The organism is Spirosoma knui, assembly GCF_054780635.1.
In genome coordinates, this window is sequence record NZ_BAAGVY010000004.1 from 26507 (window position 1) to 48880 (window position 22374).

Genomic DNA, 22374 nt, shown 5'->3' on the forward strand with positions numbered 1-22374 from the left:
TACTTTGGCAACATCATATAATCCCTAGCTATTTATACCTACATTGCGCTTCAACTCATATGTCTTAATTATTTGTTTATTAATCGGTTACTATAATTATAAACTACAGCACCTATTAAAATTTACTTAATTCATTGTTACCTGTTCTTCAATTTAGTTTCAATCGTTAACTTTTGTTTCTATGAATTCAAACGTTTACTCCGCACCATTTTCTTTGCTACGTCGTCAGCTCATAGCTGACGATGATTCTGACCGATATTTGTCGGATTTCAATTTAACGGCGGGATCAGGTTCGTATTCAACTCTGCTTGACAGTCTATGGGCTGTCTCTAAACATTGGCAGTCAGCCCTTGTGTGGTTGCTATGCATGGGAATATCAATAAATGTAATGGCTCAAGCTCCCAACGGGGTAACGGTGGCGGGCGGAAATGGATCTGGTGGTGCAGCCAATCAACTAAATACTGCCTTCGGAGTATATGTAGATGGAGAAAGAAACCTATATGTAGCCGATATTTATGTTAGCCGTGTTCAAAAGTTTCCTCCTAACTCTACTTCGGCTACTAGCGGTTCTACCGTAGCAGGAGCCACATTTCAGCCAGGTAGTACAGCTAATCGGTTATCTCAGCCTGCGGGCGTGTACGTAGACGGATCGGGCTACCTCTATGTGGCGGAAATGAATAATCATCGCATCCAAAAGTTTCCTCCTAACTCAACTTCAGCTACTAACGGTACTACTGTAGCCGGGGGGAATGGGAGTGGCAATGCAGCCAATCGGCTAGCTCGCCCGAGTGCCGTGTATGTAGATGGTTCAGGTAACATATACGTGGCGGATACAGATAATCGGCGCATTCAGAAGTTTCCTCCTAACTCAACTTCAGCTACTAACGGTACCACTGTAGCTGGGGGGAATGGCTATGGTACAAATGCAAATCAGTTAACTACTCCAACGGGAATATATGTAGGAGGGGGCAACCTCTATGTGGCTGATCAAGCAAACCATCGCATTCAAAAGTTCGGTCCCAACTCAACTTCGGCCACCAGCGGTAGTACTGTAGCAGGGGCCACTAACAGCAGTGGCAACGCACTCAATCGACTAGCTCAACCAACTGGTGTGTATGTAGACGGATCGGGCTACCTCTATGTAGCCGACATGGATAATCACCGAGTCCTGAAGTTTGGCCCGAACCCAACTTCAGCTACTAGCGGTACTATTGTAGCCGGGGGGAATGGGAGTGGCAGTGCAGCCAATCAGCTATCGTTTCCAAGAGCAGTATTTGTAGATGGAGGAGGTAACGTATACGTGGCCGATCAGAATAATTGGCGCGTCCAAAGGTTTCCGCCTTTGGTATCAGCACCTACTCTAAGTGGCCTCTCTGCCAGCCCGAATCCGATTTGCGCTGGTCAGTCTATTACCTTTACCGCCACTGTGGGCAATACAACTGGTACGTATAATTATACACTTACTAACGCAGCAGGCACGAGTCAAACCATCAGCAGTTCGCAAGATGCTAACTTTAATCAAAGTTTGACCGCTAGCGGCTCAGGGTTGCAGACGTTCACGTTGACTGTAGCGACGACCGCTGGGTCAGCTTCAGGCACCGTAGGAGTCACGGTTAACGCCCTGCCGACCCCCGCTATCACCGGCCTGGCCTCAGCCTACTGCCAGGATGCTCAAGCCGTAACCCTGACGGGTACGCCCGCTGAGGGCGGAGTCTTCACCATCGATGGCCAAACAGCGACCAGCTTTAGCCCCACCAGTTTAAGCGTGGGTGCTCACACAGTCCGCTACACGGTGACCACTAACGGCTGTTCAGGCTTCACCGAGCAGAGCGTAGAAATTAAAGCTGTGCCCACTCCCGCCATCACCGGCTTGGCCAGTACCTACTGTAAGGATGCTCAGGCGGTCATCCTGACGGGTACCCCTTCGGAGGGCGGAGTCTTCACCGTTGATGGTCAGACAGCGACCAGCTTTACGCCCGCCAGCTTAAGCGTGGGCAACCATACGGTCCGTTACACCGTCACCACTAACGGCTGTTCAGCTTACACTGAGAAGAGCGTAGAGATCAAGGTCCTGCCCACCCCAGAGATCAGGAGGCTGGCCGCTGCATACTGCCAGGATGCCCAACCCGTTAGCCTGACAGGGGTACCGACTGGAGGAACCTTCACCATCGATGGCCAGACAGCCACCCAGCTTGACCCCGCCAGCTTAAGCGTGGGCAATCACACCGTGCGCTACACCGTCACTAACAACAGTGGCTGTACAGGTTTTGCCGAGCAGGTGGTGGAGATCAAGGCTGTGCCCACCCCAGAGATCACGGGGCTGGCCAGTGCTTACTGCCAAGATGCCCAAGCGATAACCCTGACTGGTACCCCTTCAGAAGGCGGGGTGTTCACTATTGACGGAGAGACGGCTACGCTGTTCAGTCCCACCAGCTTAAGTGTGGGTAACCACACCGTGCGCTACCGAGTGACGACCAACGGCTGTTCGGCCACCGCCCGGCAGACGGTCGAGATTAAGGACCTGCCTACTCCTGAGATCAGGAGGCTGGCCGCTGCATACTGCCAGGATGCCCAACCCGTTAGCCTGACAGGGGTACCGACTGGAGGAACCTTCACCATCGATGGCCAGACAGCCACCCAGCTTGACCCCGCCAGCTTAAGCGTGGGCAATCACACCGTGCGCTACACCGTCACCAACAACAGTGGCTGTACGGGCTTTGCCGAGCAGTTGGTGGAGATCAAAGCTATGCCTACTCCCGCCATCACTGACCTCGCCAGTGCTTACTGTAAGGATGCCCAGGCAGTCACCCTGACGGGCACGCCCACCGAAGGCGGGGTGTTCACTATTGACGGAGAGACGGCTACGCTGTTTAGCCCTGTCAGTTTAAGTGTGGGTAACCATACAGTCCGTTACCGGGTGACGACTAACGGTTGTTCGGCCACCGCCCGGCAGACGGTCGAGATCAAGGCACTACCTACTCCGACTATCACCGCTGGCCTAGCCAATGCCTATTGTAAGGATGCTCAGGCAGTCACCTTAACGGGTACCCCTTCGGAAGGCGGTGTGTTCACCATCGATGGTCAGACGGCGACCAGCTTTACGCCCGCCAGTCTGAGCGTGGGTACTCACACGGTCCGCTACACCGTCACCACCAACGGCTGCTCAGGCTTCACCGAGCAAAGCGTGGAAATCAAAGCTGTGCCTACTCCCGCCATCACCGGCCTGGCCAGTGCCTACTGCAAGGATGCCCAGGGCGTCACCCTAACGGGCACGCCCACCGAGGGCGGAGTCTTCACCGTTGATGGTCAGACGGCGACCAGCTTTACGCCCGCCAGTCTGAGCGTGGGTACTCACACGGTCCGCTACACCGTCACCACCAACGGCTGCTCAGGCTTCACCGAGCAGAGCGTGGAGATTAAGCCTGTACTTTCTCCTACTCTCATGAACAGTGGTCCGCTCTCGTTCACCAATACTCCTGTGACTCTCACGGCTACCGGCGGCACTAGCTACAGCTTCAGCACTGGGGCTAACCAGCAGGGCAATGGCCCGATCGCTACGGTCACTACCCCCGGCATCTACTCTGTTACCGCTACTCTCAACGGCTGCTCAGGCACTGCCTCCACCACCGTTACCGGAGGTAACAACCCCACCGTCTGCCGGGGTGGCACGGCCGTCATTAGTGTGGCTGTAAGCGGTGATCCAGTCAAGTATGAGTGGTATAAAAACAGCCTGACTACTCCTAAGATCATGGAGACACCTCAGTTGTTCAAAGGTACAGCTACCTCCAGCCTGACCTTGATCAACGCCCAGACCAACACCCAGGGAAACTTCTATCTGAAGGTGACTGAGCGATCGGGTACCATCACCATCTATGGTCCTTACCGGCTGACAGTAGACGGCAGCTGCCGGGCTCGAGAACTGGCTGTGGAAACCCTAGCCGAAGCAGGATTAGGTCTGACCCTACTGGGTAATCCCGTAGTCGATGGACATTTAAAAGCAGTGGTGAAGGGAGCCGCCGGACAACGCTTGCAGCTTGATCTGCGAGACAGTCAGGGGCGCCCCGTGCGGAGTCAGCAGTGGGCTCAGGCCGAAGGGGAGCAGGTGGTGGAGTGGGACCTGAGTCAGCAGCCAGCGGGTCTGTATCTGCTGCAAGCCCAGACCTCCCGGCACAGTCTACAACATAAGGTCGTCAAACCATAGGTATATACGTAGACGAACATTGCATATACCCCTCCATTGACAAGCCTCCTGAAGCAGGAGCTGTTAGTAGAGGGGTATTTATTATTAACCTCACTTCTAATGAATGCCCTGAAAATTATGTTTCCATAATGATATTAATGCTACGAAAAATTGTCAATAATGAATACGTAGTTAACCCTTCATTAAATAGGTATAATTCTACTGCTATTTTGTGTATGCTATAGACACACAAAATTCAATAAATAATTAATCATCAGCGACTTATGCCCCTAAGTAAAATAAATCCTAATTACTAAGTATAGCTTAAAGATTAACGTCTCTGCCTGTTACATTTGCTTAATAAAATTATATCCACACTTAAAAAACTCTACTTTGAATGTTGCTTACCCTTCCCTTTCTGGCGGCTATCTGAATGCCGCTAGGTCACCCTCATCTGCTTCTGCTGACTTTCCAGATCATACTGTTTTTTCAGTATGAATGCAGCGGTTATGTGTCTGTGTCGTCGCATACATAGATTATTCGATGACTAAGTCTCTTCAGTTAGGTCAGGACGTCAACTATGCATTACCAATCCCCAAACTATATATATTCTATTGATTATGAAACACTTTTTCCGAATACCACATTACTTACTGCTTAGCGGCTTGGTGTGGCTGAGTACTTTTAGTCTAAGCTTTGCGCAGACAGTAACGAATCAACGAACGTCAGCTACGTATTCTACTATTCAGGCAGCTGTTAATGCAGCTCTTGCGAATGACAGACTTGTGCTCTCTGGGCCGTTTAATGAGCTGGTTACCATTCCTATATCACTGACACTGGATGGGCAGAATAACGCTACGGTTACCTACACAGGAAATGTGCCATCAGGAACAACGGGTACTTTATTTAAGATTACTTCGCCCAATGTGACGATTAGTAATTTAGCTTTCACGGTTGACATGAGTAAACTACATTCGGCTATTCACACGAGTGGAAACTGCGCAAATCTGACTGTGACGGGGAATACCATTACTCCGATTGGTACAGCATCTGGATCTTACACTCGGCGTAATGCCATTGCCATCAATCCTTCCATTGGTGGGGTTACTGGCTACAGTAATGTAGGAGCAGGTTTTGCAGGTGTGTTAGTTCAGAACAACACTGTAAATGGAAATGGTGGAATTCCCGTTTTTCGAGCCGCCATTCATATGGACTTATGTGGTGGTACTATCTTGAGTAATACTTTGCTGTCCATCAACCATGATATTATTTCAGTCTTTGCAAATCAGGGTGATTTAAGTGTTCAAAATAATATTTGTAATGGTGGAGGTATTCAGATAGCTGAGTTTAATTCGGGGGCAGGACTAATCACTGTTTCGGGCAATACTTTAGATGGTTCTATCGTTCAGCCTGCCAGTGGTCCTTTGGGAACAAGTGCGCTCCTTCGTTTACGAAATAACTCAGTTACATCCAGCAAAATAGTAGCAGTTACTAACAATTCGTTTCAGAATCACCGGTGGGCGGTCAGCGTTGAGAATTTTAACAATGTAACTTTTTCGGGCAACATCTTCACTCCTAAGAGCGGTTCTACAGATTTTCGGCACATTTCATTTAACACAAAGTTGATTACCAGCAATAGCGCGAGTTTTCCTAATGCTTCGATGATTCCAATAGGGGCCACCCTGATTAATAATACGTTCAATGGATCAGGAACACTGGGTGGAACAGCTATAGCTTTCTTTAATCACCGTACGCAAGGATCTAATATTGGTACGTATACAATAGGGACTGCAGGCAACGAGAACTCCTTCAATAACAACATCGCTATCTTTCTGCGGCTGGACAATAGCATTGGTCAGAGTTCAACATTTTCTTCGCCTTTCGCTGATTACTCAGCCGACCCTACTAGCCCTATTCCTTCTACGACTATGGGCTATTGGACGCCAAATTTGGACGCCACGAACAACAAGTTCGATGTAGGTTCCGGTTTGAAGCTGGCTAGTGCGCTAAGCGCTTCGGAACGAACTACGCTCGATGCCCGGCTTTTTGATAAAAAAGATGACAATAACGTGGGATTGATTACGTATTTCCAGCCCGTACGAAACGTAAGATTAAACACCTATTATAGCACGATTCAGGCAGCTATCGACGTGGCTAGTGACAACGACGTAATTGAACTGGCCGAGTATACGTTCAATGAGCGGGCTACTATTACTAGGCCGCTAACGCTCTCTGGGGTTAGCAAAACCGGTACCATCATTGATGGTAGTTCTATCTCAGAGGCTGGAAATGGAATTACTTTAACTAATAATGTATCGGGTGTCACTATCAAGAACCTTACAATTCAAAAACAGAAGGGGGCGCCTAATAGCCCGGTTGGTAACGGTATCTATGGTGAGCGTAACCAAGTAAACAATAACTTGATAATAACGGATGTAGTTTCAGTTAGTAACGCTGGACATGGTATTTATCAAGAGTTATCAGGACCACTTACAAATGTGTCAGTAACCAACTCTACCCTCAGCTACAATGGAGTAGGTGGTGCGGGACGCGGGTTTATCATTTTTAATCAAGCTAAGCAGAATATTACCGTTTCTAACAACCTGGTGCAGAACAATGGCTTGACGGGAATTGATATTAACGATGGCACTGTAAGTGGCGTTACAATCACCAATAACACAGTGAGCGGTAATGGCGATGCGGGTATATCTGTGCTGGGGGCTAAGCCGGATGGGGGCGCTAACCTGATATCAGGTAACACCATCACGAACAATGGTCGTTATGGGATGGAGGTCAAGTCTTCTATTGGGAACGGAGCAACGTCAGGGCCGGGCAGCTTAGTCATTGAGAATAATATTATTTCGGGCGCTACGGTAGTACCTGCCAGCCGGGATGTAGCCGGTATTTCGGTGACACGTCGGGCGGCAGGTTCCAGCATCAACAACCAGGAGACACCCAAAGGAGCTGTGGTACGTAACAACACCGTTTCGGGCTTTGTCAACGGCGGCACCGGTGATGGCTTTGGTATTGTCGTGGAGGGTATCAACTACGTAGTGACTGGCAACACTGTATCGGGTAATGACGTGGGTATTCAGGAACAGCAAACTATTGCTGGTCAGCGCGCACGCTCTAATCCAGCCAGTCCGAGCGATGGAGATTTGCCCACATACGACGTTAATGATTATTTCGATCGGGGTAACTCCGTAGCTGCCTGCGGCACAGTTTCGGATAACAATACGTCCAATAATACAATCCCTCAACGCCGGGTTGGGCCTGCATCCTTTACAGTAACCGCACTGGCCGGTGCTACGACAGCTTGCGTAGGCCAGCCCATTGATTTATCGGCCCAGGTAAGCAATGGAGCTTCTCCTTTTAGTTTTTCATGGACGGCCTCAGCGGGTAGTTCAGTAGCACCGACAAACGCCAGTGCCACTTCAGGCACAATTTCGGTAACCGGGCCTGCCACATTTTCGGTTACGGCAACAGATAACTTTGGCTGTACAGCTGTTAGTAGTGTTACGGTAACAGGAAAGAATAGCCCAACTCTAACGGGTCCGGTAGCTTCTTCATCGGCTTGTGCAGGTAGTACGGTAACCGTTAGTGTTACAGCCACTGATGCCACTTCGTATCAATGGTATAAAGACAATACGCTATTGACAGATGGGGGCAATGTGACTGGAGCAACGACGGGTACATTAACCATTACGAACGTACAAATGAGCGACGCTGGTAACTATAGAGCCGCTGTAACAGGCACCTGTACTAGCTTAACGTCTACTGGTTTCTCATTAACTGTCGGCGCTTTACCTTCGGTCAACCTGACCAACAGTGGTCCGCTCTCGTTCACCAATACCCCTGTAGCCCTTACAGCTACAGGGGGCACCAGCTACAGCTTTAGCACTGGGGCCAACCAGCAGGGAAACGGCCCGAACGCTACGGTCACCACCCCTGGCGTCTATTCGGTTACTGCTACTACTAACGGCTGCTCAGGTACGGCCTCAACAACCGTACTGGGCGGCAACAACCCTACCGTCTGCCGGGGTGGCACAGCCGTCATCAACGTCCTGGTAGATGGCAATCCAGTTAAGTATGAGTGGTACAAGAACAGCCTGACCAGTCCTAAGCTCATGGAGACGCCCCAACTCTTCCGGGGTACCGCTACATCCAGCTTAACCCTGATCAACGCCCAGACCAACACCCAGGGAAACTTCTTTCTGAAGGTAACTGATCGCTCAGGCCAAGTGAAAATTTATGGCCCTTACCGGCTAACAGTGGATGCTAGTTGCCGGGCCCGAGAACTAGCAGTAGAACCCGTGGCAGAAGCAGGCTTAGGCCTAACCCTGCTGGGCAACCCCCTAGTCGATGGACGTTTGAAGGCCGTGGTGAAAGGAGCCGCCGGACAGCGGTTGGAGCTTGACCTGCGGGATAGCCAGGGCCGCAGGGTGCGGAGTCAGCAATGGCAACAGGCCGAAGGTGAGCAGTTGGTAGAGTGGGACCTGAGTCAGCAGCCAGCGGGTCTGTATCTGCTGCAAGCCCAGACCTCCCAGCACAGTCTACAACATAAGCTCATTAAACCATAGTTTAGGTTAGGCCACTGAATAAATTATGAGGTTACTTGTTAACTAATAATTAATTTAAGTTGCTTAACTCTTTAAGTGTGAGTAACCTTGCAGAAGCACTGCCGACCTACTAAGTAAGCATCAGGTCGGCAGTGTTCTTGAAACATAATATTTACTTTGAAATGCTCTAACTGAGTAAGGTTAAGTAACGTTTTACTTTTCTTGTTTACCTAGTCAATTAACTTACTTTCATGAAAAAAGTAATCCTTACTAGCGCAGCGTTGATGGCCTTTGCTGCCGCATCCTACGCCCAGATTTTCCAGAACGGCGTGCAGCAGTACGCTGAGCAGGTCCGCAATGGTGAGAACCAGACTGGTGTCATTCGACAGCAACAGCAAGGTGGAGAGAACTACGGCAACTATGCCATCACCTTTCAGGGGGTGCCAACCAACAGCGGTCCAAACGAAGCAAACATTACTCAGAACCGGGGTTCGCAAGGTAACCGGGCGGGTATCAGCCAGATTGGGGGGCCTGACAACCTAGCTAACATCAGCCAGACCGGTGGTTCACTAGGCTTGAGTGGGGGTGGTGTATCGGGTTCGGCCACCATCGGCTCGTCGGCCGCTGATGGCAACTTTGCCGGTATCCTACAAGCAGGTAATGCCAATACCGCTTTGCTAACTCAGGACAACAATAGCCGTCGAAACGGCTCGGAAATTTATCAGAACGGCACGGACAATGAAGCCTCGCTCAGCCAAAGCAACGGCTCAGTCAACAACCGGGGGTATATCTTTCAGGGTTACTCAGGCCAGAACGTAGTAGGCACTGCCGTTACAAACGCCTTTGCTACCATCACCCAAGGACCTACCACTGCTGGCGACATCAGTCTGGGTTCGACCGTCGGCGAATCAGTCAATAGCATTGCCACGATCACTCAACTAGCCAGTGATGTAGACGCTACCATACTCCAGGGAGCGACGCAAGACGGGTCAGTGGGACGCGCGGATGGAGCTCTAGCCAGCATCACCCAATCAGCGGTCAACAACACGGCTAATATCAGTCAAGGTGTAGCGTCGGGCGAAGCGATCGGGAGCGCTGCCAGCATTACTCAATCTAACATTGAGAACCAAGCGACCATCACTCAAGCCTATGGCATCACCGGTTCAGACAATGGAAGTGCTGCCAGCGTTAACCAGGCCGGCAAGAGTAGCCTGGCTTTTATTCAACAGGGCTATAACGGGGCGAGTGACTTAGGGCAAGCTACCATTACCCAGATCTCGACTAGTCAGGCTTCACAAGCCTTCATTAATCAAGGCGTTGGTGTTGGTTCTTACTCAAGCGGAGATCGAGCAACGATTACCCAGGGCGGGCCCAATAATTTTGCCTTCATCCTACAAAACTCGGTAGATGTTGGCTTAAATGGAGAGAGTAATGGCCGATCCAACACGGCTACTATTACTCAGGCTACTACGGTTACCAATAGCAACGCTCGTATCGATCAGGGCTACACCAGCACGAATACAGGGCAGATCTTACAGGCGAATCGCAATACGGCGACCATTAACCAGACGGTTGGTGATAATCTGAACGCACGCATCAGCCAGGGTCAAACCGAGATTGCCGATGCGGCTGGTAACCTGATTGCCCTCACGGACATTGGCGGCCAAGCCTTTACCATCGGTCAGCTAGCCAATGACAACACCGCTAGCATCACCCAGTCAGGGGGCGTAGGTCACAATGCAGTCGTTGCCCAGCAAGGCCGCTTTAACACCGGTACGATCAATCAATCAGCCGGTTCCGGTTCATTTGGGTTGATCATCCAGTCCTCGGGGTCGATCCGAGCTCGGGCCGAGATCAACCAAAGCTCGACGGGTAGCGGTAACCAGGCGACCATCCTGCAGTTCACCGGCTCCAACGCCGATGGGGTGAGTGCGTTTGGTAACCAGGCCATCATTAACCAGATCAACGGCTCGAACAACATTGCCTTCCTCCAACAAGGCCGGGCAACGGATATCCAGTCGTCGAACGACAACTTCATTACCTTGACCCAGAACGGTTCGAACAACGTAACGCGGTTCCTCCAACAAGGCAACAACAACTTTGCTGACATCACCCAGAACGGTAACAACAACATCGTTAAGGGCCAAGGTGGCAACAACGACATTGCCTCGCAGAACGGCTACAACAACCGGTTGACCTTGATCCAGAACGGCAACTCGTCGTCTAACCTGGTGTACTCGTACACCCAGAATGGCAACAACAATACCCAAGTGGTGATACAGAATGCCAACTAAGTAAGTTACTGATTGGAAAGTCGGGAGTACAGAAGCCGGATGGGTTCATGATAAGTGGACTTCATTCGGCTTCTTCGTTTATAAGCAGTCGTACTAGGTACGCCATAACTATTTGGTTTATGCCTATCCGTTTGCATCCTTTACCGATTGCATCAATTCATAGGCGTTCACACTTACCCCATACTCTCTAGACCGTATCCCCCATTACGTATACATTCCGATCTGTATGCAGGTACTTTTTAGTGGTCGCTGCTGGTCATAACAACTAAATTGATTATTCAGCCGTTTGATGAATTCATCGTCAACGCGCAGGCAATGTTCAGCTAACAAAACAGCACCGATCGCCAGGAAAAGAGAACTGAAACGTACTAAGGGGGAAGAATAGAATATATTTCGCAGTTGAGCAGTTTAGTTTATTGGGTAAGCGACTAAATTAGCGCAAATACCCTTTTTGGCATGAATACTCCTCCCTATAAGACAGCCTTAGTACTTGGTGCAACGGGGTTAATTGGCAATATACTGACCCACCGGCTGGTCGATTCGCCTATTTATGAAAAGGTTAAAGTTTTGGTTCGCAAGTCGTTGAATTGGCAACACCCGCGCCTACAGGAAATTCAGTTTGATTTTGATCACCCCAATGGGCTGTTAACACAAGCTGATGACATTTTTTGTTGCTTGGGAACCACCATGCGGAAAGCGGGTTCAAAAGCGGCTTTTCAAAAAGTAGATTATCAGTATCCGCTGGATGTGGCCCGGCTGGGGTTGGCTAATGGTGCTTCACAATTTTCAATTGTAACGGCTATGGGCGCCGACACAAAATCGGCTTTCTTTTATAATCAAGTGAAAGGCCAGATTGAGCGAGATCTTGCGGCTTTAAACTACCCTACCCTACTCATCTTTAGGCCTTCTCTACTGCTTGGAAACCGTAACGAACCGCGCTTGGGTGAACGGTTGGCCGAAGGGGCTATGCGGCTATTAAATCCATTAATTCCCGCTAAATACAAGGGGGTTGGTGCCGATAAAGTGGCTAATGCGATGCTACAAACTGCCCAGCACAATCTGACTGGCAAACATTTATTCGAATCCGACAAACTACAGGATTTTTGATTGAACTTTTGTCTCGACGTTAAATACACCTGGTAAGGCTCCAACAGAAAGGGCGTGTACGTAATGTACACGCCCTTTCTGTTGGAGCCTTACCAGGCTACTTATGCAGTTTTTTCTGAAGCATTTTAATGAAATAGCCACCAACTACTGACCGAGCCTGAAAACCAACTTTTGTACCGTCCGTCGTCTCGTGCCAGTCGTTGAGCGGTACACGGTCGGGACTTTCGTTGACAAACTTTAATACGGGAGCAATCAAAGCTTCGAAATCTTCGTGCCGATCAGCTAGCGTAGCCGTCCAGATGATCCAGTCTGACTTCGTATACGTTTTTCGACTGTCCAGAGGTAATCCGAATAGTTGCTGCTTGGTGAGGTAATATGCGATCTCTTTCTGCGCAACCTCTTTTGGGAAAATGTTTAAACCGAGTAGTTTATCCCAAACCAGGTTATACTTCTGGCTCCAGGTGCCTGGGCTTTCAAACGTCAACGAATAGTGATCGCCCGTTCCGTCGCTTGCCAGTTTCATCCACTTATGAGCCAGATCACGGGCCAGATCGGTATATTCCTGCTCGCGAGCCTTGTCTCCCATTCGACCAGCCAAGTATCCATAACTGGCAATCCCCATAATGGCTTTCACGGACAGATTCGCATTCCGGGCAATGTGCCCTGCGAAATCATCCGTACAAAGCTGATTCGTTGGATCAAATCCATTCTGGATCAGGTAATCAGTCCAGGTTGTTAAAGTTTGCCAATGCTTCCGGGCGTAATTCGGATTTCCTTCTACGGCCGCAATGGCCGCCGTTAGGATAAGCATATTCCCACATTCCTCTACGGGCATATCCTCACCGTACGTTTGCCCGTTGGCCAGTGGATACGTACCGACATCGTGCGCGGCAAAGGGCTTAGTCCATCGCCCACTTTCGGAATATTGGAAAATTGGCTCCATCATGCCCTTCAACAGCACGGGGTTGTAAAGCAAAAACAAAGGTGCCGATGGGTACGTCACGTCTACAGTACCAATTGAACCATTCGAGAAATTCTCTTTCGAGAAAAAGAACGCTTCACCCTGTGGCCCCGCTACCAGCTTATGGGCCGCAATAGCCTGCCGATACGCCAGCACGCACAGATTAGCGTACGTTGGCCCACCCGCCCGAAGCGCATCGGAATACAGTTGCTCATCGAACGTATTGCATTGCGTTTTTAACTGATTGTAGTCAGCGGCCGCATCCAGCAAAGCCTGCTCAATCGTTGCGTTGTTGTACCGACGCCACCAGGCGTTCAGCGGCTGGCCGAAATACTCGATGGATTTTACGTCATCATAGCCCAGTAACAGGTACCGCTCAACCCCTTTCGCGTCTACAGAACCCAGCGTCATACTCGTCGCCAATACCGGGGTACTGTCGTTCACCAGACGGGGCATTCGCTCATGCATATCGGTAACGCGACCTTCCCGCTCGAACTGATTCAACGAGCTGGCCAAGGTTCCAATCCGGCGGCTGGTGCCCGGTTCAACGGCGGAAGCAACGTAAAAGTGGCCCCAGTCAATGCGGACATCGTCCCCTTTTTGACCTAACACTTTCTGTTCGACGGTACCAACCCGCATATAATCCAGCTTAGGCCCTTTAGACTGGCTTACCCGGCCCCGTTGCCAGGTCACAAGCTGGTTAGGCGTATTTACGGCCAGCTCGGCAGAAGCATCGGTATACAGTTGCACGTCATGCGTCTTACCGTCTGTTGACCGGACCCGATACGTTACGTACTGCACGGGGCGCGACAGAACATCCAGGTTGTTCATCAGCAGCGGAGCCATGAACGTAACGGTTAGCTCAACCCCGGCCGCCGTAAAAATAAACTCTGACTGAGTTGCCGTCATACGCCGACTTGTTTGCGTAGCGGCTTTATAATTCAGCAGGCGCTCTTCCAGCAGTTCTACATCGACGAAACCCGGTCCGGCAAAGTTCTGACTATGAAAGGCAATTACGTTTTTACCCGGACGTAGAACCTCCGATGCTTTACGGTTCGTGGGCATTAAGCGGTATTCGGCCGTAACTCCGCTCGCTTTCATAATGCGCTGACCATTGATAAACAACTCATAATTGTCATTCTGAATCGCATTGACCAAAAGCGGCCCGTCAGGTACTTTGTCGAGTATGACCGTTCGACGAACATAAATATCTGAGGTTACCCACTTGGTATGGTCTGTATCCCGACTGCCAAACGTCCCCTGACCAACGGCCCACTGGCTATCGTCGAAGTCGGCGTTGGCCCAATCGCCTGAAGCAGGTTTATCCGTTACGTAGCGAGCCTGATAAGCCTGTTTCTGGGCAGAAGGTACGATGGTTTCGCCTGCGGAGGAGGGATTACCCATAAACCGGAAGGTTTTTCCATCGACACGGATCAGACCGTTAAGCTGCTGGGGCTGCCCGGTCCAGTGCCGGGTAGATCCACCGTTGAGCTGGTCTCCGAATGACCAAACACTTGTGTATGGGTCAATTGTCAGCAACGGAATTGCTGGCGGGTTGAGAGGGGATTTGTTCGCATTACGTGATTGCGCAAATCCGGAGAGTGCGTTCATGCTAAGAACAAGAATTACGGTTAAATACGTACTTATAAAGGTAATACAACCTTTATACCAATTGCATCTATAGAACATATTTTAGAAGTATTTTTATACATAAAATCTCATATTAATTTTTTCTCCCCAATGTTGCTGAGCATTCTGGCATAAACGAGTGTTCTATTCAGAACACTGCGATTACTAGTTTATGATAATCTCTTAATCAATCAAATCCGTGATGTATGTTCATGACAAGCGTTGAACAGCGATATACGGACGATGAAAAGATTTTTAGCCATATAGAAAGAGAATAGAACCGCAGTAATGTCGATCTTAGCTACTTCGTAATCACCTCAAACGTAAGCTTATACTTTAACGTGGCCACTCAATCTACTTCTAACACGCTTACAATCCGAGCTGCACGCTGGCAGGACGCATCCGTTATATATAAATTTCTGTGCGAACTGGAAGAAATGACGCTAGACCTGACCAGATTTCGAGCTGTTTTTCGTCATAACCTGACAAACCCATCGATTCATTACCTAGTAGCGGAGCAGGCAGGAGAAGTAATCGGTTTTGTAAGTTGCCACGTTCAGTACCTGCTACATCATTGTGGCAAAGTAGGCGAAATTCAGGAATGCTTTGTTAAAGAAGAATACCGCAATCAGAAAATAGGGCGGCAACTTTTAATTGCCCTCGACGCGCTGGCCCATCAGGAAGGGTTCGTTAACCTCGAAGTTACCACCAATCAGAAGCGTCAGGCTACCGTTCGCTTTTATGAACAGGCGTTGTTCAGTCAAACTCATTTTAAATTAGTCAAGCCCATTCAATACTGATGCGTTTTACGTTCTTCTGTCTCTTCATTCTAACAACTTACGGACTAGCCATTGGCCAGCCGAACCGCCGAACGGATGCGGCTCTGGACCGTAAATTGCGTGCTGCGATAACCGGCTTCAAGGGCGATGTCGGTATTTATGTGTATAACCTCAAGACCGGACGTACTGTCGCTATCAACGCGGATACGCTGTTTCCAACCGCAAGCACGATCAAGATTCCTATCCAATGTGGCCTGTTCGACAAGATTCATCAGGGGGCTTTAAAATACGGTCAGGAATTAGTCTATAAAGATTCGCTGCATTACGACGATGGCATTGTCGGCTCGTTGAAAGATGGCGCTAAAATCCCGCTTAGCGAGGTAGTTATGCTGATGGAAACTGTGAGCGATAATACCGGCAGCTTATGGTGTCAGGCGCTAGCAGGCGGAGGAACAGCCATTAATCAATGGCTCGACGCGAATGGGTTTCACCAGACCCGCGTCAATTCCCGAACACCAGGCCGCGAAGCGAATCGCAAGCAATACGGATGGGGACAAACAACTCCCCGCGAAATGGCCGAACTACTAGCCTACATTCGTCGGGGTCGTGCCGTAAGTCCGGACGCCAGCGAGGAAATGTACCGTAATCTGGGACGGCAATACTGGGATAATGATGGCTTAGCACAAATACCGCCCGACATAAAAACAGCCTGCAAGAATGGAGCTGTCAATCAGGCTCGTTCGGAAGTGGTATTCGTTCATGCGCCACACGGTGAATACGTGTACTGCGTAATGACAAAAAATCAGAAAGACGAAAGCTGGGAGCGCTCAAACGAAGGCTTTGCTTTACTACGTAACGTAGCAGCTATTCTTTGGCAGCATTTTGAGCCAAGATCTACCTGGAAACCAGCGGCTGGCTATGAAAAGTGGTGGTAAACACCCAGAGCCATATACAAAGCAAAAGCGCACTGACTACGTTAAGTTAGTGCGCTTTTGCTTTGTAATCGAGTATGATCAGTTAAGAAACTGCAGGCGAAGTTCGTTCAACTGACTACGGATAGACCCGTCAATCTGCCGATCACCGACCCGGAGGATGTAGCCTCCAATCAGTTTCTGATCAATTTTTTCTTCCAGCTCAACTAGTTTTCCACCAGTTGTCTGCATAACAATCGTTCTGAATTTCTCGCGCAACGTATCACTCAACGGAACGGTCGTGATTACAGTTGCTCGTTCAACGCCTTTCAAGCGATCATATTGATTGATAAACTCGTCGGCAATGGCATCCATAATGCCCTCACGGTTCTTCTTGGCGATGATTTGAAAAAACGCCATTGTTACCGGGTTGACCCGATTAGAAAAAGCAGCCTTGATCACCGCGCTTTTCTTTTCGGCCCGAACGATGGGGTTCTTCAGCATCAACATCAGCGGCCGACTCTGCGCCACTGTGTTCTTGAAGAACAGCATGTCCTTGTACATCGTTTCCGTGATGCCCTGCTCCTGGGCTAAATCTAAAAGCGATTTAGCATATCGGGCTGCAACTGTAGCAACGGCCATAGCGGTTTAGTTTAAACGTGAGTTAGCGACCAGATCCGTTACCAGCTTCTCTTGAGCACCTTTATCAGCGAGTTCCTTACGCAGAACTTTCTCAGCAATATCGAGCGAAAGCGTAACAACCTCTTTCTTCATCTGCGTGATCAGAGCCTGACGTTCGTTTTGCATGGATTCACGCGCCTGCTCCAGCATTCGCTGACCTTCAGCGGCCGCTTTCTCGCGGGAATCAGCCACCATCTTATCGGCGGTTTCTTTAGCACCACGCAAAATCGCTTCTCGCTCGCTACGGGCCTGGGCCAGCAGTTTTTCGTTATCGGCTTTCAGCGCCGTCATTTCCGCACGAGTCTTTTCGGCAAGGTCAAGCGCGCTCTGAATGTTGTTTTCGCGCTCGTTTAAGCTTTCGGTGATGGGTTTCCAGGCGAAAGTGCGGAGAATCAGAAACAGACCGAGGAATACGACTACCTGCCAGAACAATAAACCAAGATCGGGAGTAAGCAGATCCATTGTAAATGTATGATTTGTGATTTCGGATTTTCTAAATGAGGTTCATGAAACTGTCATAAACCGAGTCAATCTTTTGTTAGGAAACGTTCGCTTGTCGGCAACCCCAAACAAGCGAACGCTTACCAGAAATTAGCTGAGCAGGGGTGCCAGTTCCTAATGAACCAGCCTGCTCAAAATCGGTCACTGCTGGTCGGCTGAATTAAGCCGTTGCAACCAGCAGACAAATAACAGCTGCGAACAGAGCCACGGCCTCGATCAGAGCCGCGATGATCAGCATGGCGGTTTGGATACGACCAGCCGCTTCTGGCTGACGAGCAATACCTTCCATAGCACTGCCACCAATCCGACCAATACCTAAACCAGCACCGATAGCGGCTAAACCAGCGCCAACAGCAGCACCCATTACCGATACGCTACCAGTAGCCTCCAACAGCAGAGCAAACAACATTGCGAACATGAGATTCAAACAGATTTATTAGTGAAACAACAAAAGATTGCAACGTAAAGAATCAGTTTTCGGTAGGTACCAGTCAAACACCTGACCCCCTAAACTGATCGGCTGATCTACTCCACTACCCCAGTTCAGAGGTCGTTTCGTAGCCGATTCCATGATCAGCCTCATGGTGGTCTTCAACTGCACTGCCAATGTACATGGCCGTCAGCAGCGTGAAGATGAACGCCTGAAGGAAAGCGACCAGCAATTCAATCAGGTTTAAGAACAACGTAAAGAACAACACAACCGGGCTGATGGCGATACTTGTGGTTGTACCTCCTAAGGCATTGGCCATAAAGATCAGCCCCAGCAAGCTCAGGATGATAATGTGACCAGCCGTGATGTTGGCAAACAACCGGACCATGAGCGAGATCGGCTTCATGAACACACCCACAATTTCAACCGGAATCATGATCGGCAACACAAACCAAGGGACACCCGTTGGCTTAATGATGTGCATCCAGTAGTGCTTATTGCCGCTGAACGTTACGATAAGGAACGTAATAACGGCCAGCACCAGCGTAACGGCAATGTTACCCGTCAGGTTAGCGGCTCCTGGCAGCAGTCCCAGCAGGTTGTTGACCAGAATGAAGAAAAACAAGGTAAGTAGATACGGCAGGTACCGACCGTATTTAGGTCCGATGCTCGGCTTGGCAATCTCGTCACGCACAAACAGAATAATCGGCTCAATGAATGACTGTAGTCCTTTAGGAGCTTTGCCTTTGTTTTTAGCGTAGCTTCGACTAACTGCTGGGAATATCGAAAGCAAAATAATGGCGCTCAATAGCAACGACGCCACGTTCTTTGTGATCGAGAAGTTGTAGAATTTGGCTTCATGATCCTCCTTACCAGCTTCGTCTACCCGGTGAATTTTGCCGTGCTCCTGCTTGTAACCGTTGTAAACCTGCTCATGAGCCAGCCGCGACGACGAGAAGACTTCAAGGCCACGATCCTGCGAATACAAAATTACAGGAAGCGGGATAGTAACACCATGGGCTAACTCCCATCCGTGTTCATCTTTAATATGGTGCATGATCATCTCCCCGACATTAAAGCCTTCTTTCTTCTCGGGTGCTTCGCCCTCATGCCCGTGCTCCTGAGCCAATCCTAATGACAATGAGCTCAATACGAGCGCTAAAGCCAAAAAAAGTTTATTAATAATCGAACGCATCATCTGACGTTACTGATCGTTTTACGAATTTTGGCGCAATTTACGAGTAAGCCCCCACATCTCAAAGCCCGTGTAGAATATATACAGAACAAGAAAATCCAAAACGAAAGTCCGGCGCTGCTCAATGCCCTGAAATAAAAAGAAGCCGACAAAGACTAGACCCAGTACGAGCCGGGCAATGGTCGCTGCCAGCGCCAGAGGCACAAAACGTTCGCGATTACCCTGTAAACCAGTTTCGATCAACCGATGCGTCAGAAACGAGATCGTGGCAAAAAATAATAAAAGCACTTTCCATTGCGGATGTAACCAGGGCGTGACCGCATACCGTTCGGCTATAAAAAATACAATCGCCAGAGCGATGGTAAACAGAATCATTCGAAGCATAAAAGCAAGGCGAAACGCCTGGTTCGTTTTTTGTACAGTGTCTTTTCGCGATCAGCCTTTGCGGGTAAGCTGGCGAATGAAGAGATACAACGACGCGCCAATGGCAGTGAGTGAGAGGATAATCGTCCAGATGGGCCGACGGTTCTGCTGCCATTCGTCTAGTTTCAGGCCGACGTAAACGCCTAATCCAATTGTACCCAGCATCTGAAACGCGATACCGCTGTATTGGGCAAACGACGTTGTTTTTTCGGTTACCTGTTTCAGCGGGCTGTCTTCGGTCGGTTTTTCCGAGCGGTTACGGGGCGAGGGATCGGGGTTGTTTTCCATAGAATTAGGAGAGTCAGTAAAATATACAAGGCAAAATTCGTTAATTTGGCCTAACGTTCTATATAACTGCCTCGGCCCGGAACGTTTTAATACGAGTGACCACGTGTGCAATTAGAATGTCCTGTTATTTCCGTTACCGCCCGTTTTATTTCTTAGCGGTCTTTGCTGCACTGACCAGCGGGCTGGTTTCGTGTTCGCAATACAGTACCAAGCCCATCAGCAAAGGGTATCATAACCTTACCGCCCACTTCAACGCCTACATCATTGCCCGTGACCAGGTTGAAGGGGCCGAGCAGGTTCTGTTCACGACGAGGCAGGAAAATTATAACCAATTACTGCCCATACTGTTGCCTGTCGATTCCCTGCTCGCCCAGCCGGTTAAACCTCAACTGGACGATGCCATAAAAAAAGCATCGCTTATTCCAGAACGCCACCAGAACAGTAAATGGCTCGACAACGCGTACAATCTGATCGGTAAAGCTCGTTTGCTGAAGCAGGATCTGCCCAATGCCATTGAAGTGTTTAAGTACGTAAACACAAAAGGCACGGATGACGATGATAAACATACAGCGCTGGTGGGTTTGATGCGGGCGTATGTGGAAGCAAGCGACTACACCAATGCCCTGAACGTAGCGGAGTACCTACGTACCCAGCCGCTCAACAAAGCGAATACCCGCGATTATTACCTGACAAAAGCGTATCTGCACGAACGGAAAGGCGAGTACGTAGTGGCTGTCGGTATTCTGGAAGCAACCTTTCCCCTGTTGAAAAAAGGCGAAACCACGGCCCGGCTTCACCTTATTGCTGGTCAGCTCTACGACCTGATTGGTCAGCCGACAAAAGCGGTAGACCAGTATCGGCAAGTATTGAAATCGAATCCTACGTACGATCAAACGTTCTACGCCAACCTGTTTGCCATTCAGAGCAACGGCCTCACTGGTGACCAAAAGCGAATCGCACAATCGGCCGAAACCTTTGAGAACCTGCTCAACGACCGGAAGAATGTTGACTTAAAAGATAAGGTATATTTCACGATGGGTCTGCTCGAAGCCCGCAGCGGACGTACTGACAAAGCCATCGAATACTATAGTCAGTCGATTCGGGCGGCTGGTTCAAATACAACCCAGGTTCCGTATACGTATTTGGAAATTGGTCGGCTGTATTTCGAGAAGAAAACCGATTACGCCAAGGCAAAAGTCTATTACGATAGCGCGCTGGCTTTACTGCCCCAGCAATCACCCGAATACGCGTCGCTGCTAACCCGAAAGAAAACACTGGATGAATTTGTTCAATACAAAACGACCATTCGCACCGACGATAGCCTGCTCACATTGGCTCAGATGAGCCCTGCTGCGCTTGATAAGGCTCTCGACAAGGTTATCGAACAACGCGAAAAAGAAGATAAAGCCCAGGCGGCCTTGGCGCAACAGATTGTCGAACGGGCATCGGGTGGCAATTTCAACGCCATGGCTGGGGCCACAAACTCGAACCTGCCGCCCAATGAACGCTGGGTGTTATACAACCCTACGGCCCTGAGTCAGGGACGCCAGGAATTTACGGTTCGCTGGGGGAATCGGCCGCTGGAGGATAACTGGCGACGTAGCAACAAAGAAGCGTCCGATGCTGTAGCAAACGTAAATAGTCCGCTTAATGGTGGATCCGCAGCTAATAGCATTAATCCAAACGCTCCCTTGCAGCCACAGGGACCCGTAAACGCTGTGCCTGGAACCAGTGGGCCAGCTGACACCCGAAAGGCCCAGAGAGACGCGCTGATGGCTAAAATCCCGTTCTCCAAAGAAGAGCAGGCACGGGCCAACCAACGTATCGAAAATGCGCTGTACAAGTTGGGAAAGCTGTACAAGTTTCAGCTAAACCAGCCAGCCGATGCCATTCCGACGTTTGAGCAGCTCCTGACCCGATACCCAGCTACGCTGCAAAAACCCGAAGTTTATTACCTCCTGCACCTCTCGAACGAACAGTTAGGTAAATCGTCGAACTGGAAAGAAAAACTCCTGACTGAATACCCCAATACGTCGTATGCCCGGCTAACCGGCCGTACCGCCACCCAAAGCAGCAGTACAGAAGCACAGGCTCAGAAGCTTTATGCGGAAATTTACGAGCTTTATAAGGCTAATAACACGACCGAAGCACTGGCCAGGGCGGAAACGGCACTGAGTACACTTGCCGGTACGCAACTGGAAGACAAATTAGCGCTTTTACGGGTTATTTTAGTGGGCAAAGTACAGGGAGCAGACCCTTACCGGCAAGCCCTGAACGAATTTGTGCGCGATTATCCGGCCAGTCAGTTGTTGCCCCGAGTAAAAGAAATGCAGGCCTTGGCTGATCAACAAACGGCAAAACGAAAATAAGTGCATAGTTTGCCGTTCGAACGGGCGCAAACTGGCTATCCGTATCGGACCTCTAAAACTTGCGACT

At 49.7% G+C, this 22374-nt stretch carries 14 protein-coding genes; 7 read left to right on the top strand and 7 right to left on the bottom strand.

Annotated features, from left to right (window positions below; genetic code table 11):
• The first annotated feature begins 388 nt into the window (after positions 1-388).
• The 4 genes from ACYVIY_RS10720 to ACYVIY_RS10735 all read left to right on the top strand — a co-directional run bounded on the left by ACYVIY_RS10720 (position 389) and on the right by ACYVIY_RS10735 (position 12140).
• A complete protein-coding gene (locus ACYVIY_RS10720) occupies positions 389-4201 on the top strand; it encodes a hypothetical protein (RefSeq protein ID WP_460976337.1) in 3813 nt (1270 codons plus the stop codon).
• 599 nt (positions 4202-4800) lie between these two features.
• Entirely contained in the window at positions 4801-8760 is a 3960-nt protein-coding gene (locus ACYVIY_RS10725) for an immunoglobulin domain-containing protein (RefSeq protein WP_460976338.1), read from the top strand.
• 230 nt (positions 8761-8990) lie between these two features.
• Positions 8991-11033, top strand: coding sequence for a beta strand repeat-containing protein (locus ACYVIY_RS10730; protein ID WP_460976339.1), 2043 nt, complete (start codon positions 8991-8993; stop codon positions 11031-11033).
• Positions 11034-11489: 456 nt separating this feature from the next.
• Positions 11490-12140 (top strand): oxidoreductase, encoded by a 651-nt coding sequence (locus ACYVIY_RS10735; protein WP_460976340.1) that lies wholly within the window; start codon positions 11490-11492, stop codon positions 12138-12140.
• Positions 12141-12237: 97 nt separating this feature from the next.
• On the opposite strand, the gene ACYVIY_RS10740 is transcribed toward ACYVIY_RS10735, so the two are convergent.
• On the bottom strand, positions 12238-14712 hold the full coding sequence (locus ACYVIY_RS10740; protein ID WP_460976341.1) for a glutaminase family protein: 2475 nt from the start codon (positions 14710-14712) through the stop codon (positions 12238-12240).
• A 359-nt stretch (positions 14713-15071) separates the two neighbouring features.
• On the opposite strand from ACYVIY_RS10740, the gene ACYVIY_RS10745 reads away from it, so the two are divergent.
• Together ACYVIY_RS10745 and ACYVIY_RS10750 are read left to right on the top strand one after the other, a co-directional pair.
• Positions 15072-15530 (top strand): GNAT family N-acetyltransferase, encoded by a 459-nt coding sequence (locus tag ACYVIY_RS10745; RefSeq protein ID WP_460976342.1) that lies wholly within the window; start codon positions 15072-15074, stop codon positions 15528-15530.
• A complete protein-coding gene (locus ACYVIY_RS10750; RefSeq protein WP_460976343.1) occupies positions 15530-16444 on the top strand; it encodes a serine hydrolase in 915 nt (304 codons plus the stop codon). The genes ACYVIY_RS10745 and ACYVIY_RS10750 overlap by 1 nt, the downstream gene beginning before the upstream one ends.
• A gap of 78 nt (positions 16445-16522) precedes the next feature.
• Here ACYVIY_RS10750 and atpH read toward each other — a convergent pair whose 3' ends face one another.
• The 6 genes from atpH to ACYVIY_RS10780 form a co-directional block, all read right to left on the bottom strand.
• A complete protein-coding gene (gene atpH, locus ACYVIY_RS10755; protein WP_460976344.1) occupies positions 16523-17062 on the bottom strand; it encodes an ATP synthase F1 subunit delta in 540 nt (179 codons plus the stop codon).
• Between the two features lie 6 nt (positions 17063-17068).
• Positions 17069-17563, bottom strand: coding sequence for a F0F1 ATP synthase subunit B (locus ACYVIY_RS10760; protein WP_460976345.1), 495 nt, complete (start codon positions 17561-17563; stop codon positions 17069-17071).
• Between the two features lie 199 nt (positions 17564-17762).
• A complete protein-coding gene (gene atpE / locus ACYVIY_RS10765) occupies positions 17763-18011 on the bottom strand; it encodes an ATP synthase F0 subunit C (protein WP_394355941.1) in 249 nt (82 codons plus the stop codon).
• A 124-nt stretch (positions 18012-18135) separates the two neighbouring features.
• The gene (gene atpB, locus ACYVIY_RS10770; protein ID WP_460976346.1) at positions 18136-19230 is read right to left on the bottom strand and encodes a F0F1 ATP synthase subunit A; all 1095 of its coding nucleotides are present in this window, start codon (positions 19228-19230) and stop codon (positions 18136-18138) included.
• An 18-nt stretch (positions 19231-19248) separates the two neighbouring features.
• The gene (locus tag ACYVIY_RS10775; RefSeq protein ID WP_460976347.1) at positions 19249-19611 is read right to left on the bottom strand and encodes a hypothetical protein; all 363 of its coding nucleotides are present in this window, start codon (positions 19609-19611) and stop codon (positions 19249-19251) included.
• A 51-nt stretch (positions 19612-19662) separates the two neighbouring features.
• A complete protein-coding gene (locus tag ACYVIY_RS10780; protein ID WP_460976348.1) occupies positions 19663-19938 on the bottom strand; it encodes an AtpZ/AtpI family protein in 276 nt (91 codons plus the stop codon).
• A gap of 116 nt (positions 19939-20054) precedes the next feature.
• Here ACYVIY_RS10780 and porW point away from each other — a divergent pair, with 116 nt between their 5' ends.
• Positions 20055-22307 (top strand): type IX secretion system periplasmic lipoprotein PorW/SprE, encoded by a 2253-nt coding sequence (gene porW / locus ACYVIY_RS10785; protein ID WP_460976349.1) that lies wholly within the window; start codon positions 20055-20057, stop codon positions 22305-22307.
• Positions 22308-22374: the final 67 nt, after the last annotated feature.